The organism is Shouchella hunanensis, from assembly GCF_028735875.1.
GTDB lineage: Bacteria > Bacillota > Bacilli > Bacillales > Bacillaceae_D > Shouchella > Shouchella hunanensis.
Genome location: NZ_CP117834.1, coordinates 1701947 through 1718488 on the forward strand (window position 1 = coordinate 1701947; position 16542 = coordinate 1718488).

15 protein-coding genes, 2 tRNA genes and 3 rRNA genes are annotated in these 16542 nt (G+C 41.9%); 13 read left to right on the plus strand and 7 right to left on the minus strand.

All coding sequences use genetic code 11. The annotated features are described in order from the left end of the window. Window positions 1–87: 87 nt before the first annotated feature. Complete coding sequence (locus tag PQ477_RS08710; RefSeq protein ID WP_060705961.1) at window positions 88–1140, plus strand: Mrp/NBP35 family ATP-binding protein; 1053 nt, start codon at window positions 88–90, stop codon at window positions 1138–1140. A 35-nt stretch (window positions 1141–1175) separates the two neighbouring features. Here the strand turns inward: PQ477_RS08710 and gerD are convergent, their stop codons facing one another. Next, a complete protein-coding gene (gerD, locus tag PQ477_RS08715) occupies window positions 1176–1760 on the minus strand; it encodes a spore germination lipoprotein GerD (RefSeq protein WP_246117097.1) in 585 nt (194 codons plus the stop codon). A gap of 134 nt (window positions 1761–1894) precedes the next feature. On the opposite strand from gerD, the gene PQ477_RS08720 reads away from it, so the two are divergent. Beyond that, window positions 1895–2479, plus strand: a complete 585-nt coding sequence (locus PQ477_RS08720; RefSeq protein ID WP_035395710.1) for a KinB-signaling pathway activation protein — start codon at window positions 1895–1897, stop codon at window positions 2477–2479. Window positions 2480–2507: 28 nt separating this feature from the next. Here the strand turns inward: PQ477_RS08720 and pdaB are convergent, their stop codons facing one another. Further along, complete coding sequence (gene pdaB, locus PQ477_RS08725; protein WP_274273369.1) at window positions 2508–3269, minus strand: polysaccharide deacetylase family sporulation protein PdaB; 762 nt, start codon at window positions 3267–3269, stop codon at window positions 2508–2510. Between the two features lie 124 nt (window positions 3270–3393). Here pdaB and PQ477_RS08730 point away from each other — a divergent pair, with 124 nt between their 5' ends. The 6 genes from PQ477_RS08730 (at window position 3394) to PQ477_RS08755 (ending at window position 9291) form a co-directional block, all read left to right on the plus strand. Next, window positions 3394–3633, plus strand: a complete 240-nt coding sequence (locus PQ477_RS08730) for a hypothetical protein (protein ID WP_274273370.1) — start codon at window positions 3394–3396, stop codon at window positions 3631–3633. A gap of 269 nt (window positions 3634–3902) precedes the next feature. Then, window positions 3903–5450 (plus strand): 16S ribosomal RNA (locus tag PQ477_RS08735). A 407-nt stretch (window positions 5451–5857) separates the two neighbouring features. Next, a 23S ribosomal RNA gene (locus tag PQ477_RS08740) occupies window positions 5858–8794 on the plus strand. 208 nt (window positions 8795–9002) lie between these two features. Beyond that, window positions 9003–9118 (plus strand): 5S ribosomal RNA (gene rrf, locus PQ477_RS08745). The 16S, 23S and 5S rRNA genes sit together here with 2 tRNA genes alongside, the layout of an rRNA operon. A gap of 18 nt (window positions 9119–9136) precedes the next feature. Next, window positions 9137–9211, plus strand: a tRNA-Asn gene (locus PQ477_RS08750). Between the two features lie 7 nt (window positions 9212–9218). Then, a tRNA-Thr gene (locus tag PQ477_RS08755) sits at window positions 9219–9291 on the plus strand. A gap of 119 nt (window positions 9292–9410) precedes the next feature. On the opposite strand, the gene PQ477_RS08760 is transcribed toward PQ477_RS08755, so the two are convergent. The 5 genes from PQ477_RS08760 to PQ477_RS08780 form a co-directional block, all read right to left on the minus strand. After that, window positions 9411–10922 (minus strand): SH3 domain-containing protein, encoded by a 1512-nt coding sequence (locus tag PQ477_RS08760; RefSeq protein ID WP_274273371.1) that lies wholly within the window; start codon window positions 10920–10922, stop codon window positions 9411–9413. A gap of 119 nt (window positions 10923–11041) precedes the next feature. Then, the gene (locus tag PQ477_RS08765; RefSeq protein ID WP_274273372.1) at window positions 11042–12157 is read right to left on the minus strand and encodes a tyrosine-type recombinase/integrase; all 1116 of its coding nucleotides are present in this window, start codon (window positions 12155–12157) and stop codon (window positions 11042–11044) included. Between the two features lie 24 nt (window positions 12158–12181). Further along, window positions 12182–12526, minus strand: coding sequence for a hypothetical protein (locus PQ477_RS08770; protein WP_274273373.1), 345 nt, complete (start codon window positions 12524–12526; stop codon window positions 12182–12184). 143 nt (window positions 12527–12669) lie between these two features. Beyond that, complete coding sequence (locus tag PQ477_RS08775; protein ID WP_274273374.1) at window positions 12670–13155, minus strand: ImmA/IrrE family metallo-endopeptidase; 486 nt, start codon at window positions 13153–13155, stop codon at window positions 12670–12672. 71 nt (window positions 13156–13226) lie between these two features. Continuing rightward, window positions 13227–13574 carry a helix-turn-helix domain-containing protein gene (locus tag PQ477_RS08780; RefSeq protein ID WP_274273375.1) on the minus strand — a complete coding sequence of 116 codons (348 nt, stop codon included), beginning with the start codon at window positions 13572–13574 and terminating at the stop codon, window positions 13227–13229. Between the two features lie 177 nt (window positions 13575–13751). Here PQ477_RS08780 and PQ477_RS08785 point away from each other — a divergent pair, with 177 nt between their 5' ends. From PQ477_RS08785 to PQ477_RS08805, 5 genes are all read left to right on the plus strand, one after another. Continuing rightward, the gene (locus PQ477_RS08785) at window positions 13752–13973 is read left to right on the plus strand and encodes a helix-turn-helix domain-containing protein (protein WP_274273376.1); all 222 of its coding nucleotides are present in this window, start codon (window positions 13752–13754) and stop codon (window positions 13971–13973) included. Window positions 13974–13986: 13 nt separating this feature from the next. Then, window positions 13987–14271 carry a helix-turn-helix domain-containing protein gene (locus PQ477_RS08790; protein ID WP_274273377.1) on the plus strand — a complete coding sequence of 95 codons (285 nt, stop codon included), beginning with the start codon at window positions 13987–13989 and terminating at the stop codon, window positions 14269–14271. Between the two features lie 13 nt (window positions 14272–14284). Further along, window positions 14285–14527, plus strand: coding sequence for a hypothetical protein (locus PQ477_RS08795; protein WP_274273378.1), 243 nt, complete (start codon window positions 14285–14287; stop codon window positions 14525–14527). A 420-nt stretch (window positions 14528–14947) separates the two neighbouring features. Next, the gene (locus PQ477_RS08800) at window positions 14948–15352 is read left to right on the plus strand and encodes a DUF961 family protein (protein WP_274273379.1); all 405 of its coding nucleotides are present in this window, start codon (window positions 14948–14950) and stop codon (window positions 15350–15352) included. A 165-nt stretch (window positions 15353–15517) separates the two neighbouring features. Then, the gene (locus PQ477_RS08805) at window positions 15518–16417 is read left to right on the plus strand and encodes an endonuclease/exonuclease/phosphatase family protein (protein WP_274273380.1); all 900 of its coding nucleotides are present in this window, start codon (window positions 15518–15520) and stop codon (window positions 16415–16417) included. Window positions 16418–16542 lie beyond the last annotated feature (125 nt).

Genomic DNA, 16542 nt, shown 5'->3' on the forward strand with positions numbered 1-16542 from the left:
GTGCAATGCGCTCTAGTTCTTTCTTTATTTTATCTATGCTATACTAAAAGGAATTACGTGAGTGTTTCAAAGGATGGTGCAAAATAAATGACGGATCAAGAAATATTGGAAGCGCTAAAACGGGTAAAAGACCGGGATTTGGATAAAAGCATAGTCGACACAGGTGGCGTGCGTGAAATAAAAAATAAAAACGGAAATCTAAGCTTAAAAATAGCTTTGGCACGTACAGGAACGTCTGAACAAATGCAAGTACAACAAGAAATTGTAAATGTTTTAAAAAGCGAAGGTGCTGCTTCGGTAGGCCTGCGTTTTGATACATTAACGGATGAAGAAATCCAATCACTAGGTGGAGCAAAAGAAGAGCCTTTTAAAGGCCCTGCATTACTTGCGCCAGATAGTAAAACAACCTTTATTACAGTAGCAAGTGGAAAAGGTGGAGTCGGGAAATCGACTGTGACAGTAAACACAGCAGTCGCATTAGCGCGCATTGGAAAGAAAGTCGGTATCATTGACGCGGATATTTATGGATTTAGTGTACCGGATATGATGGGCATTGAAGAACGTCCGAAAGTCATTGATAAACGCATTTATCCTGTTGAGCGATTTGGGGTAAAAGTGATTTCAATGGGCTTCTTTGTTGAAGACAATGCACCTGTCATATGGAGAGGGCCAATGCTCGGAAAGATGATTAACCAATTTTTCTCCGAATGCGAATGGGGCGAGCTCGATTATCTTGTTTTAGATTTACCACCGGGTACAGGCGACGTAGCCCTTGATTTACATTCCATGCTACCCGATTCAAAAGAGCTACTAGTCACAACCCCGCACGCAACAGCTGCATTTGTCGCTGCACGTGCAGGAGCGATGGCGATTAAAACAAACCATGAAATGCTTGGTGTTGTTGAGAATATGGCATATTTCGAGAGCCAAACAACAGGGGAAAAAGAATATGTATTTGGCCAAGGTGGCGGTCCTCGTTTAGCGGAAGAGTTGAAGACAGACTTATTAGCGCAAATTCCATTAGGACAACCTGTCGTTGATGAAAACGATTTTGCGCCATCTATCTATGGAGAAGATCACCCAATTGGTGAAATTTATCAAGAGCTTGCACAAGCTATTGCGTTTAAAGTAGAACGATAAAAAATAAAAGACTGAGCCCAATGGGGTTCAGTCTTTTATTCGTTTGAGTTGTCTTCTGAATCTTTACTTTGCTTCTCAATCGCCTCATTCATTAAGCCTGCCATTTTCGCTGCAAAATAAGGACTCTCTAACGCTTCACTCATAATCCCCATAATTTGTTCGCGGTATTCTTTGGATTTCATTAGCTCCAACGCCTGCTCACCCATTTGCGGATCTTTTAATATATCCATCATCATCTGTTGATAATCTGGATCTTTCATTAATGATTTAATGATTTTTTCATTCTCCGCTTGCATGCTTTCTGCAAAAGCTTTCGCAAACTCAGGGTCCTTCATGACTTCTTGCCAATATTTCTTACCCTCGTCAGATGTTAATGTATCTTGAATGGTTTGTTTAACGAAGGCGCTATCCATCACAATTTCTTCTCGCATATCTTCTTGCGCAATCAATTCATGTAATGCTTTCTTTCCTTCGTCTGTCTTCAATAAATCAATCACCATTTTTTTTGTGCCTTCATAATCGGTGTTCTGTTGTGCTTCTGTTTGGGCACAGCCACTTAACGTAGCGAGTATGAAAGATAAAGACATAATGACGGCAAACGTATAGTTCCTCATACGCATATTGTGGAATCCTTTCTGTCTTGGATTTGCTTTTAGTGTTTGCCGTGCTTAAGAAAATATGCATAAACAAGCTGGTGTTTCTTTACTAAGGTTGCTACAATTAATAATGGATTCTAAAAATGGGGGATTTGCTTGTGAACAGCAGGAAAGTGGTTTTTATATTTTGGTCGACGTTGCTTCTCGGAAGTCTATCCGGTGGTATTGTCGGCGTTCTGACGAATCTAGATCGGTATCTTGGTGATGGTGCTGAGAATTTTCTGATTGGACTTGTCTGGATGCTTGGCATTAGTGCTGCCTTTACACTTGTTTCGCAAATGGGTTTTTTCGCATATTTATTTATACATCGTTTTGGTCTGGGCTTGTCTCGATCGCACAAATTATGGAACCGTATCCAGTGGGTCCTGATTGCGTTTGTCTTTTTTGACTTAGTTTATTTTCGCTATATTGCATTTGGAGAAAACAGTTCTTTCTGGGGATACTTTATTATCCCGACGGCTCTTTTCCTTTATGCACTTATCATCGCAACAATTAAAGCGAAAGAAACGAATAAAGGAGCGTTCGTACCTGCGCTATTCTTTATGTTTGTAATTACTACGATTGAATGGATACCGGCCATCGTTGCTGATGATCCAAACTGGCTTATTTTATATCTTACCCCTCTATTAGTAGGGAACACGTATCAACTGCTCTTGTTGCATCGATTACATAAAAAAACCTGATCCGCAAGAGGATCAGGTTTTTATGATTTTAGTCTACTTCGGTGTTGTCAGCATTTGTGTTCGACATTAATTCTTCTATAGTTGAAAATTCGTAGCCATCTCGTTTTAGCTGCTTTAATACGGTTGGTAAAGCGGCAGCTGTTTGTTTTACTGTATCTGATGCATGAAACAGCAACACATCTCCTGAACCGGTTTGGTCCGTACTGTTTTTAATGATTGCCTCTGTACCCGGATTTTCATAATCGTAAGAATTAATGCTCCAGTGAACGATATCAAGATTTTGTTCGTCTGCAAGTTGCAACGTTCTTGATGAAAATGCACCATTTGGCGGCCGTAATAAAGTAGGGACTTCTCCTGTCAATTCTTCAAGTACTTGTTTACTACGTCTCATGTCTTGAGCCACTTGATCCTCGTTTAGTGACGTATAATTCTTATATTGATAGCCATGACTACCGATGGTGTAACCAGCATCGGCAATTTCTTTCACTAAATTTGGATACGTCTCTGCCCAAGACGCTAATAGAAAGAAGGTTGCATGTTCAACATTCTCTTGCTCAAGTATTTCTACGATTGGTGAAACATTATGCTCGCCCCAACTAATATTGAAGGTAAGAGCAACTTTCTGGCCACTATCCTCCGCTTTATAAAATGCTTGAGGGCCATCTGGTGTTGAGAACACAGGCACATAATCCCGCTGTATAACTAGCCAACTTGCTACAAATAAAGCCGCTACGCATATAAACAAAACCGGCTTCCACTTCGTTAAGTTAATGACCCAAATTCCTTTCACTGCATTCGCTCCTTTAAACTCGTCCTCTTATAGAAAAGATATGTCTGTCCGAAAAAAATATGAATAAAATTGCCATCGTTTGAAAAGACTATTTTATTAGGTATTAGAGTGATAGGAGGAACCTATGAGAGGATTACTGATTTCAGAAAAAGAAACAAAGGAACTTGAGTACATATTAAAAAGAGAACTAGAAGAATTGCTTCTTGATTTAACAGATGAACGAATTGATCAGGTTGTTAAACAGTTAATGGTCGAGAAGTATGAAATTGTGCTGAATTTGTATAAACGTGTTGCTTTACCGTGTGATCAAAAAGAATACGTCATTCAGTTGAATCATGTTATAAAAAAAAATAACCAAATGTAGTTGATTTTGTAGATTATTGATGATATAGTAGTCAATACCGCGTTAGAGAAACCAATATCTTCTAGAAAAAAGCAAAAAACTTTTTTCAAAAAAAGATTTGACTTTTCACTTGCGGTCGTGTAAAGTACTAAGAGTCGCCAAGAGAGATCGAAGCGCAAACGAGTTCTTTGAAAACTGAACAAAAGCCAAGCGTAAAAAGAGATACAAGGTATCTCGTCAATGAAGTTAGACACAGCTTTAAAATGTGCAAATGAGCAAGTCAAACACTTTTAACGGAGAGTTTGATCCTGGCTCAGGACGAACGCTGGCGGCGTGCCTAATACATGCAAGTCGAGCGGACAGAAGGGAGCTTGCTCCCGGAAGTCAGCGGCGGACGGGTGAGTAACACGTAGGTAACCTGCCCCTTAGACTGGGATAACTCCGGGAAACCGGAGCTAATACGGGATAATAGAGAGAATCACCTGATTCTCTTTTGAAAGACGGTTTCGGCTGTCACTAAGGGATGGGCCTGCGGCGCATTAGCTAGTTGGTAAGGTAACGGCTTACCAAGGCGACGATGCGTAGCCGACCTGAGAGGGTGATCGGCCACACTGGGACTGAGACACGGCCCAGACTCCTACGGGAGGCAGCAGTAGGGAATCTTCCGCAATGGACGAAAGTCTGACGGAGCAACGCCGCGTGAGTGAGGAAGGCCTTCGGGTCGTAAAGCTCTGTTGTGAGGGAAGAACAAGTACCGGCGTAACTACCGGTACCTTGACGGTACCTCACCAGAAAGCCACGGCTAACTACGTGCCAGCAGCCGCGGTAATACGTAGGTGGCAAGCGTTGTCCGGAATTATTGGGCGTAAAGCGCGCGCAGGCGGCTTCTTAAGTCTGATGTGAAATCTCGGGGCTCAACCCCGAGCGGCCATTGGAAACTGGGAAGCTTGAGTGCAGAAGAGGAGAGTGGAATTCCACGTGTAGCGGTGAAATGCGTAGATATGTGGAGGAACACCAGTGGCGAAGGCGACTCTCTGGTCTGTAACTGACGCTGAGGCGCGAAAGCGTGGGGAGCAAACAGGATTAGATACCCTGGTAGTCCACGCCGTAAACGATGAGTGCTAGGTGTTAGGGGTTTCGATGCCCGTAGTGCCGAAGTAAACACATTAAGCACTCCGCCTGGGGAGTACGGCCGCAAGGCTGAAACTCAAAGGAATTGACGGGGACCCGCACAAGCAGTGGAGCATGTGGTTTAATTCGAAGCAACGCGAAGAACCTTACCAGGTCTTGACATCCTTTGACCACTCTGGAGACAGAGCTTCCCCTTCGGGGGCAAAGTGACAGGTGGTGCATGGTTGTCGTCAGCTCGTGTCGTGAGATGTTGGGTTAAGTCCCGCAACGAGCGCAACCCTTGATCTTAGTTGCCAGCATTTAGTTGGGCACTCTAAGGTGACTGCCGGTGACAAACCGGAGGAAGGTGGGGACGACGTCAAATCATCATGCCCCTTATGACCTGGGCTACACACGTGCTACAATGGATGGTACAAAGGGCAGCGAAACCGCGAGGTGGAGCCAATCCCATAAAGCCATTCTCAGTTCGGATTGTAGGCTGCAACTCGCCTACATGAAGCCGGAATTGCTAGTAATCGCGGATCAGCATGCCGCGGTGAATACGTTCCCGGGTCTTGTACACACCGCCCGTCACACCACGAGAGTTTGTAACACCCGAAGTCGGTGAGGTAACCTTTTGGAGCCAGCCGCCTAAGGTGGGACAAATGATTGGGGTGAAGTCGTAACAAGGTAGCCGTATCGGAAGGTGCGGCTGGATCACCTCCTTTCTATGGAGTTTTTACTCTAGTCGATGTATGACCTCGGGTCATATAGCGCTTTGGATCTTTTGTTCAGTTTTGGAAGAATTCCTCTTCCAATTGAAAATGCGAAGGTAATGGATACCACGCTTAGAACGCCACGTCCTGTGGCAACGCCTGGTACCTACATCCTGTAGGCATGGTTCTTTGAAAACTAAATCATAATCAATCAACTCAAATTAGTTTTGTTCATCGGTGTTACAACTGTTTGAACGAGACGTCAAGAATTCATAAACCTTTTAGGTTAACTGTTTTACAAAGAGACCCAAGTAGATCAAGGATGGGAAATGCTTGATGGAAGGAGCGTAGTTCGCTACGTAACTGACAGAAAGACAGGAACCAGACGAAGAGATACGAAGGGAATCTGAAGTAAAAATGGATAAGTTAGAAAGGGCGCACGGTGAATGCCTTGGCACTAGGAGCCGATGAAGGACGCGACGAACAGCGATATGCTTCGGGGAGCTGTAAGTAAGCTTTGATCCGGAGATTTCCGAATGGGGGAACCCACCATCCGTAATGGGATGGTACTCCTGCCTGAACACATAGGGCAGGGTGAGGCAGACCCGGGGAACTGAAACATCTAAGTACCCGGAGGAAGAGAAAGCAAATGCGATTTCCTGAGTAGCGGCGAGCGAAACGGAATCAGCCCAAACCAAGAGGCTTGCCTCTTGGGGTTGTAGGACACTCTATACGGAGTTACAAAGAAACGGAGTAGGTGAATTGTCTGGAAAGACAAGCCGAAGAAGGTAACAGCCCTGTAGCTGAAACTTCGTTTCCTCCAGAGTGGATCCTGAGTACGGCGGGACACGTGAAACCCCGTCGGAATCCGGGAGGACCATCTCCCAAGGCTAAATACTCCCTAGTGACCGATAGTGAACCAGTACCGTGAGGGAAAGGTGAAAAGCACCCCGGAAGGGGAGTGAAAGAGATCCTGAAACCGTGTGCCTACAACTAGTCAGAGCCCGTTAATGGGTGATGGCGTGCCTTTTGTAGAATGAACCGGCGAGTTACGATAACGTGCAAGGTTAAGCTGATGAGGCGGAGCCGTAGCGAAAGCGAGTCTGAATAGGGCGAGTAAGTACGTTGTCGTAGACCCGAAACCGGGTGATCTACCCATGTCCAGGGTGAAGGTCGGGTAACACCGACTGGAGGCCCGAACCCACGCATGTTGAAAAATGCGGGGATGAGGTGTGGGTAGGGGTGAAATGCCAATCGAACTCGGAAATAGCTGGTTCTCCCCGAAATAGCTTTAGGGCTAGCCTCGAGTGATGAGTTTTGGAGGTAGAGCACTGATTGGACGAGGGGTCCCCACAGGATTACCGAATTCAGTCAAACTCCGAATGCCAAAAACTTTAACTCGGGAGTCAGACTGCGAGTGCTAAGATCCGTAGTCAAGAGGGAAACAGCCCAGACCATCAGCTAAGGTCCCCAAGTATACGTTAAGTGGAAAAGGATGTGGAGTTGCTTAGACAACCAGGATGTTGGCTTAGAAGCAGCCATCATTGAAAGAGTGCGTAATAGCTCACTGGTCGAGTGACTCTGCGCCGAAAATGTACCGGGGCTAAACGTATCACCGAAGCTATGGCAATCCCAGTAGGGATTGGGTAGGGGAGCGTTCCAAGGACTGTGAAGCTAGATCGTGAGGACTAGTGGAGTGCTTGGAAGTGAGAATGCCGGTATGAGTAGCGAAAAGAGGGGTGAGAATCCCCTCCGTCGAAAGCCCAAGGTTTCCTGAGGAAGGCTCGTCCGCTCAGGGTTAGTCGGGACCTAAGCCGAGGCCGAAAGGCGTAGGCGATGGACAACAGGTTGATATTCCTGTACCACCTCGTATTTGTTTGAACGATGGGGGGACGCAGAAAGGTAGGGTGAGCGCGCCGCTGGCTGTGCGCGTCGAAGCATGCAAGGCTGGAACATAGGCAAATCCGTGTTCCGTGAAGGCTGAGCTGTGACCGTGAAGGACCCAAGGGTCCGAAATCCCTGATCCTCCGCTGCCGAGAAAAGCCTCTAGTTAGAATACAGGTGCCCGTACCGCAAACCGACACAGGTAGGCGAGAAGAGAATTCTAAGACGCTCGGGAGAACTCTCGTTAAGGAACTCGGCAAAATGACCCCGTAACTTCGGGAGAAGGGGTGCTCTATTAGGGTGTTAAAGCCCGAGAGAGCCGCAGTGAATAGATCCAAGCGACTGTTTAGCAAAAACACAGGTCTCTGCGAAGCCGTAAGGCGAAGTATAGGGGCTGACACCTGCCCGGTGCTGGAAGGTTAAGAGGAGGGGTTATCCCGTAAGGGAGAAGCTCTGAATTGAAGCCCCAGTAAACGGCGGCCGTAACTATAACGGTCCTAAGGTAGCGAAATTCCTTGTCGGGTAAGTTCCGACCCGCACGAATGGTGCAACGACTTGGATACTGTCTCAACGAGAGACCCGGTGAAATTATAGTACCTGTGAAGATGCAGGTTACCCGCGACAGGACGGAAAGACCCCATGGAGCTTTACTGTAGCTTGATAGTGAGTGTTGGTACCATTTGTACAGGATAGGTAGGAGCCTTGGAAGCCGGAGCGCTAGCTTCGGTGGAGGCGTCGGTGGGATACTACCCTGATGGTGCTGACATTCTAACCTCGACCCGTGATCCGGGTCAGGGACATTGTCAGGTGGGCAGTTTGACTGGGGCGGTCGCCTCCTAAACAGTAACGGAGGCGCCCAAAGGTTCCCTCAGAATGGTTGGAAATCATTCGTAGAGTGCAAAGGCATAAGGGAGCTTGACTGCGAGACCTACAAGTCGAGCAGGGACGAAAGTCGGGCTTAGTGATCCGGCGGTGCCGTATGGAAGGGCCGTCGCTCAACGGATAAAAGCTACCCTGGGGATAACAGGCTTATCTCCCCCAAGAGTCCACATCGACGGGGAGGTTTGGCACCTCGATGTCGGCTCGTCGCATCCTGGGGCTGAAGTAGGTCCCAAGGGTTGGGCTGTTCGCCCATTAAAGCGGCACGCGAGCTGGGTTCAGAACGTCGTGAGACAGTTCGGTCCCTATCCGTCGCGGGCGTAGGAAATTTGAGAGGAGCTGTCCTTAGTACGAGAGGACCGGGATGGACATACCGCTGGTGTACCAGTTGTTCCGCCAGGAGCATCGCTGGGTAGCTACGTATGGACGGGATAAGTGCTGAAAGCATCTAAGCATGAAGCCCCCCTCAAGATGAGATTTCCCATGGCGTAAGCCAGTAAGACCCCTTAGAGATGATGAGGTTGATAGGTCAGAAGTGGAAGTGTGGCGACACATGGAGCGGACTGATACTAATCGGTCGAGGGCTTATCCTAAATTTCTTGAGTTTGAGTAGATGATTTGATTTAGTTTTGAAAGAATCACCGATTCTTTTAACAAGAAGGATTTCATTCCTTTGACAAAGAGCAACAAGAAGATCGAGGACTAGAAGTGCTTGAAGGAAGGAGCGTACTTGCGTACATGACTGACAGAAAGACACAAATAGGACGAAGAGATTCGCCGTTGATCTGACGTCAAAATAAGTCTGGTGGCAATAGCAAAGAGGTCACACCCGTTCCCATGCCGAACACGGTCGTTAAGCTCTTTTGCGCCGATGGTAGTTGGGGGCTTCCCCCTGTGAGAGTAGGACGTTGCCAGGCTTACATATTTTTTTGCGTTCCACAGTAGCTCAGTGGTAGAGCTATCGGCTGTTAACCGATCGGTCGCAGGTTCGAATCCTGCCTGTGGAGCCATTTTTTTGCTTCCATAGCTCAGCCGGTAGAGCACCACCATGGTAAGGTGGGGGTCAGCGGTTCAAGTCCGCTTGGAAGCTTTCGTATAAGTACTGGTACATTAAGGTTTCTCCGATGATGGAGAGGCTTATTTTTTTGCGCAAAAAGAGGTTTGCAAACAAATTGCAAACCTTTATTTGATTGAAGGGGTGTTTAGATATTAGTTCATTTTTTTTAGATACCTAGTGAGTACCCAACCTTCAATATGATCCCCATCTGAATTATAAAAACTTATTTTTGTCCAATCTTTTTTTATATCTAAGACATAAACTTTGTAACCAATCTTAACTTCCCCAGAAATATGGGCTTTTTTACTTTTATAATCTCTGACAGGCATATCTAATTTAACGACCCTAATATCTTGGACTAAAGCTTTGGCAAATTCATAGCCGTGTTCATCAATTAACTGATCCATGTATTTTGAAGATACTTGTTTGGCTGCTTGATAAGGTCTTTCATCTGGACCGATACCCATAAAAGTTAGTGGATGTTTAATGTTCCAGGCTAATTTGGGCGATACTTCTGCAACAATATCGTTAATAGCATTATTACTCAATGTTGTTAAAATAATTATTAAAAAAGCAAATGGCATGGAATCAGTCTTTTTTTGTTCAATAAAAATTGAGATTTTTTTTAAGAACTCATGTATATTCTCAAAAATAGAACGTTTTTCTTTAATATTTACAGCTAACTCTTTATCGATTTTTTCAAGATAATTCTTTATAGCATAAAGAGTTTCCCTTCTGGCTAAAGGGTTCGAAGTAATAATTTGAGCAGAGTAATAAAAATCAAGATCTTTTAAATTATATTTCTTTGAAAATACATTTTCGAGAATTTGATTTGCCAATGAACTGTCTGCCATTATTTTGTTGTAGTTTATTGATGATCTCGAAATAGAAGATGAAAGAAGCCGGTTCTGATCAGCGAAGGCTCTGTGTGAGAATCCACTCAATACGTTAGTTGTCGATTCAAGGTAAGGAATTCCTGATCTTGAAAAAGAAGATGAAAGAAGCTGCTTCTGATCAACGAAGGCTCTATGTGACAATCCACTCAATACGTTAGTTGCCGATTTAAGGTAGGAAACTGTTGATCTCGAAATAGAAGGTGAAAGAAGCCGGTTCTGATCAGTGAAGGCTCTGTGTGACAATCCACTCAATACGTTAGTTGTCGATTCAAGGTAAGGAATTCCTGATCTTGAAAAAGAAGATGAAAGAAGCTGGTTCTGATCAACAAAGGCTCTATGTGAAAATCCACTCAATACATTAGTTGCCGATTTAAGGTAGGAAGCTGTTGATCTCGAAATAGAAGGTGAAAGAAGCCGGTTCTGATCAGCGAAGGCTCTGTGTGAGAATCCACTCAATACGTTAGTTGTCGATTCAAGGTAAGGAATTCCTGATCTCGATATAGAAGGTGAAAGAAGCTGGTTCTGATCAACGAAGGCTCTATGTGAAAATCCACTCAATACATTAGTTGCCGATTTAAGGTAGGAAGCTGTTGATCTCGAAATAGAAGGTGAAAGAAGCCGGTTCTGATTAGCGAAGGCTCTATGTGAGGCTCGGTTTAAATGTCTATTTTCTTGAATTAGATTGTTATAAACTCCTATTCTTTTATATCGATCATTAATCAAAGTTATTCTTTCAATTGCGGAATTTGTTAATCTAGAATTAATCATGATCTATCCTCCATAATATACTTTCAGATTTTTTAATTTATATATATACAATAATACATTCCGATAAGTAAAAGGAGATTAATTCTTAAAAAGGAAAGCATAGATATTTTTCTATGCTTTTAATTTCCTGTTGTATACAAATTCTTACTAAACATCGCTATCGCTTCTCTCTGAATGGAAGGCAACAAATGATTGTAAGTATCTAAAGTTGTTGTAATACTTGAGTGTCCTAATCTCTCCGCTACAACTTTAACCGGAATGCCTTGCAACAGCATCAACGTAGCATGTGTATGTCGTAAATCGTGAAAGCGGATCGACGGCACATTAGCATCTTCTTTAAGCTGATACCACTTTCGGTTGAGGTTACGTGGTGTTACATGTGTACCTAAGCTAGTGCAAACAACTAAATCATTATCTTTATATCCTCCTCCAGCTCGTTCTTTCTCAAAATCTACTCGTTCTTTACGTTTCTGTAATTCAGTAATAGTTACTTCATCTAAATCAATCGTACGATTAAAACTAGCTTTAGTTTTACCATCTGAAGCCCCGTATGGTGTGTGGGTGACAACAGTTCTTAGTAAACTATTTTTAAAGTCCACATCCTTCCAACGAAGACCAAGCACCTCACTACGCCGCATACCTGTCATAGCTGCTAAATGAAAAGCAATATATAAGGGATCGTGTTTACTAGAATTGAGAAATTGTAAAAGCTGTTTTTCATCCCAAACATGAATTTCTTTTCGTTCAATTCGTGCAGTTTTTAAGCCAGCTGCGACGTTCTTTCCAACGATTCCATCTTCTACAGCTTCTGACAAAGCAGAACTAATAACGGTATGAACTTTTTTAATAGTAGCGGGAGCTAATCCAAGATCGTTCTCTAAATAAGAAAAGAATGTCTTTAGATGAAGTCTATTGAGCTTTTCCAACTTGTAATTCCCAAGCTTAGGTATGATGTGGATACGAAGGTGGGTTTTATAAACTTGGAAGGTGGAGGCTTTTAATCTACTCCGTTTGTTTAAAATCCACTTTTCTAAATAAGCAGCGAAAGACTCTTTAGAGGGTTCAATAAAATTTCCCGTGTTAATCTCATTAAGTATACGGGGCATGTCTTTTTGTGCTGCTTTCTTTGTATCGTAGCCTGAAAACCACTTTTGACGTCTTTCATTATTATGATCTCTCTCCAAATCTACAACGATTACATATTTATTTCCTCGTTTACGTATATGTCCTTTCATCTTAAGACCTCCGTTATCTGTTATTTACAGAGTTAAGTGCAGTACATCTTCTAAATCTGCAACTTGAATGACGAAATTATCAACCTCTGTTGAATCAACGCCGTGTAAATTCAAGCGATGTTCTACATTAGTTAAGTTAATTCCAAATACATTCTCAGTGGTCGTTAAAAGTAAATCATCTATTAAAATGGTCACATTCATAGCATCTGGATCAAACTCTTCTGCTGGATGCATGTTAAAAGGGGCTTGTACAGTTATTATAAGAGTTTGCTCTTCCCAGTCGATAAATTGATCACGCACATTTAGAACGAGCCATATAGGGGCTTTCTTACCTTCATGATAGTCGTAGTATACTTTGTATGAAATCATTGTCTAGTCATCTCCTTCTTCTGTTTTTGGAAAAGTGCTTTTTCCACTAATGGTCTGGCATGAATGGGGATGTCTTTCTTAACAACATATTTATAAGAATTTGGGGTAGGTTGCTCTCGTATGATGTCATTAAATTTTTGTAGTTAATCAGCACCACGTATTCTTGATTCAATTTGCTCCAACCTACTCTCCACCAACTTCTTGGATACATGAAATTCGTTAGCTAGAGTAGACGCTAGGTGGTCATGGTGATGACAATATTTACAGATCATAAAGAATGGCATAGAAGCATATAGCTGAAACTGCTCAGCTTGTATTTCTTGCATCATCAAGAATTCTTCACTGTACATATTTTCTTGAGATCCACAGTGACGGAGAGGATGGCAAAGTTCATGAAAGAAAATTTCTCTTTTTTCAATAGGTGAATGATCTTTATGTAAAAAAATAATGGCAACGTTATTTTCATCATCCCATATAGAACGGTCAGGTCCTGGACTTTCTTCAATAACGATATTAAGACTTTCCGCTATTTTATAAATATCCAGACCGTTTGGAGAAAGAATTTGATGTTCTTTATAGAATTCTTCTAACCATTGTTCTATAGGAGTTTTTGAATAAAACTTTAGCATAAGATCACCTCTATAAGAATATATGTTCGGTATTTAGGTAAACAAAAACGTCCACTTAAAAAGATTGGACGTTATTTATTTTCTTTATTAATTCTATTTTGCCGAATTCTCCTAAATAATTCAAGTTGTTCGTCTAAGAATTCTTTTTCTTCTTCATTTAGATTGTCAATATTGTAATAAGCTGAATTAACATCATCTAATTTAGCTGAATGAGGGTCGTCCGTTTCCCCAAGTAAGTATGCTGAAGAGACATCAAACTTGTTAGCAATTTTTTTTATGGTTTCCAAGGATGGTTCGTTTCTACCTTGTTCATAAAAACCATAGGCACTTACTGTAATACCTAAATGGTTTGCTACATCTTGTTGGGTAAAGTTCTTCTCTTTTCTAGTTTGTCTTAAACGTTCTTTAAAGCTTGCCATATATAACCCTTCCCTTTACTAGCAGGTATCTTATTATACAACTATTTGTTGGATTTTTAAACAAAAACTAAATTAATACAACAAAAAGTTAAAATAAACTATTGACTTGCTACATTTTGTTGTATAGAATAAAACTACAAAACGTTGGAGGTGACAACGATTACTAGCAGAGAATCTTTGCTTACTCTTCGTAAAAAGAAAAATTGGTCACAAAAAGATGTCGTTGATTTATTGAAACTGAGAGTCGGAATTACTATATCAGAAAGTTATTATGGAATGATTGAAACAGGTGTTAGAAATCCAAGTTTAAGCGTAGCAGTCGGATTGTCGGAACTTTACAAGGTAAATCCAGCTACACTTTTTCTTGAGATTAACACAAAAAAGAAAACAAAAGCGTAGGAGGTAAGTTTAAATGTCCTTTGAAGAGACTATAAGGCAAATTGTTCGAGAAGAAAATGAAGAATTCCTGCAAAAGATTAAAGACGAACTAAATTATTCTGCGCATGATTCAATGCCGGACGTTCTAACTGTACAAGAAGCAGCTGAGTACTTACGAATGGGCAAATCTAAAATGTACGAATTATCGCAGCATCATGATTTTCCATCTTGGCGAGAAGGGCGTAGAGTGCTTATATCTAAAAAAGGCTTAGATCAATACCAACGTGAGAAGCTTAATGAAAAAGAAGTGATCATGTAATGGGGAATCTATCATGACTTTTCAAGTAATGAGCGATTTGATGAAAGAAGCTGTGCCCCTAGCGAAGAAGATGGAAGGCGATTGGCAAGCAAGAATGAAATTAGCAATGAGGTCTGCAAAGATCAATTATTTTATGAAGCAACCAATGTCAAAAGCAATCATTGAAGAGTTGCTAAAACATGGTGTATCGTATCGTCGCATTTCTCGAAATTATAAGGTTGGGCGAAGCGATATTACTGCAATAGAGAGGCAATAAATAGTGTGAGTATAGACCACTATTAACGACCTTATAAGCGAATGAAATGAGTGAGTACATTGATAATTACATATAGAAAGAAAGCGCACCTGACAGAAGCCAGATACGCCAGTAAAACCTAGGAAATTTTATTGTAGCGTACTTTCTTCGTCATGTCACTAGGCGTGAGTATTAAGTGGACACAGCTAACACTTGTTTAAATGCTGTAGCAGGTAAGAAGATACGTGCGCCATAGCTGTATACAGCTTGATGGTTATACAATAACCTACTAACGTTGCCAAGATAGACAAAAAGCTCTGGAGCGACTGACAAGCGCCATGATGGATACAGAACCTGAGCGGATCTTACTAAATTGTTGTAATGAAAATGGATGAGAAGACTTTGGAAAATAAAACTATTAAACGAAAAGAGGAAACTATAATGAACTTAAAAAATGGAATTAAGCCAGAACCACAAGAGACATTTGGAAATATGATTTTTATGGGATTAAACCGAGAGAAGATGTACTTTGATCGTGAAAAGGGAGAACGAACGGATAAATTGGAAGCACGCATTTATAATGTAGCCTCAAGTGTTCAGCAAGGACAAATAGAAGTAACACTGCCTGACTATGTTGACTTAAAAGAAATTGATTTTAATAAGCCAGTTGAGCTAGTAAATCCGCGAATTACAGCAAGAGCTCAAGCGAATGGCAATTTTGCTAATATCGTTTATACGTTAATGGCAGAAGATATCGTGGAAGCTGGTCATAAACCTAACTCTAACTTTGAACCGAAAGCAAAAGAACAAAAAGAACCTGTAACAGCTGGTTCAGATAAAAAATAAAGGACAATTATCAACCCCTACCTTTCATTTTTAAGAAAAAATTGAGTTTGTTAAATAAAGATTTAGTAACAGGAAACAACAGTTTCATATAGAAGGGTTTAAATAAGCGATATGAAAGAAGTTCTTTCTTGTTTAGACAACTTAAACAAATTGGAGGTTTTTTCTGTGAGAAAAGTGTTGAAAGTGGGGGTTGCGCTTGCTGTATTGACCTCAGCTAATTATCTGTTAGGTACGGATAAGCAAGTACATGCCTCGGAAAACGAAGAGGAGATGAATAACATGAAAGTTATGTCGTTTAATTTGCGCAATAGCGAGGGAAACGACCCCACGCCTCATAGTTGGAGTGAGAGGCGTCCTACAGTTCAGTCCTTTTTAGAAACCGAACAACCTGATATTTTAGGAACGCAAGAAGCTCTTTATGATCAAGTTACCCACCTTGATGAAGATTTACCAGATTACGATTGGATTGGGCTTGGTCGAGAGGGTGGAACCGATGGTGAGTTTATGGCCATATATTATAAAAGCGATCGTTTTAAACCAACCGATACAGGTCATTACTGGCTATCCGATACGCCAGATGTAGTCGGCTCGACTTCTTGGGGTAATACAATTCCTCGAATGGTCACATGGGCAAAGTTTGAGGAAGAAGCAACAGGCGAACAGTTTTATTTTGTGAATACGCATTTTGACCATCAATCGGAAGAATCAAGGCAAAAAAGTGCTGAACTGATAATAGAAAAAATCAATGAGTATGATGAAAGCTTACCGATTATACTAACGGGTGATTTTAATACGACTCCGGACAGTGTTTCTCATGGAATATTAACGGGAGAAGGGTTATTTGAAGACCCGTGGGACTATGCTGAAGAAAAAATAAACGAAGAGTTAGGTACTTTCAATGGATTTAATGATCCTAGAGGTGGTGGAACTGATAATAAAATTGATTGGATTCTAACAAAGAACATCTTAGCTGAATCCATTGAGATTAATGATTATCGCAATGGTGATCAGTACCCAAGTGACCATTTTCCGGTCATTGCAGAATTTACTTTTGGAGAAGAATAGTTGCTTTAAAAAGAGGCTGTCAAAGCAGCTTCTTTTTTATTATTTATAAGGTGATAATTATGTAACTAGAGCTTGGTGGTGAAACAGTGTGGAGTAAAATAAGGAGCCGCCTTTGGAAATATCGC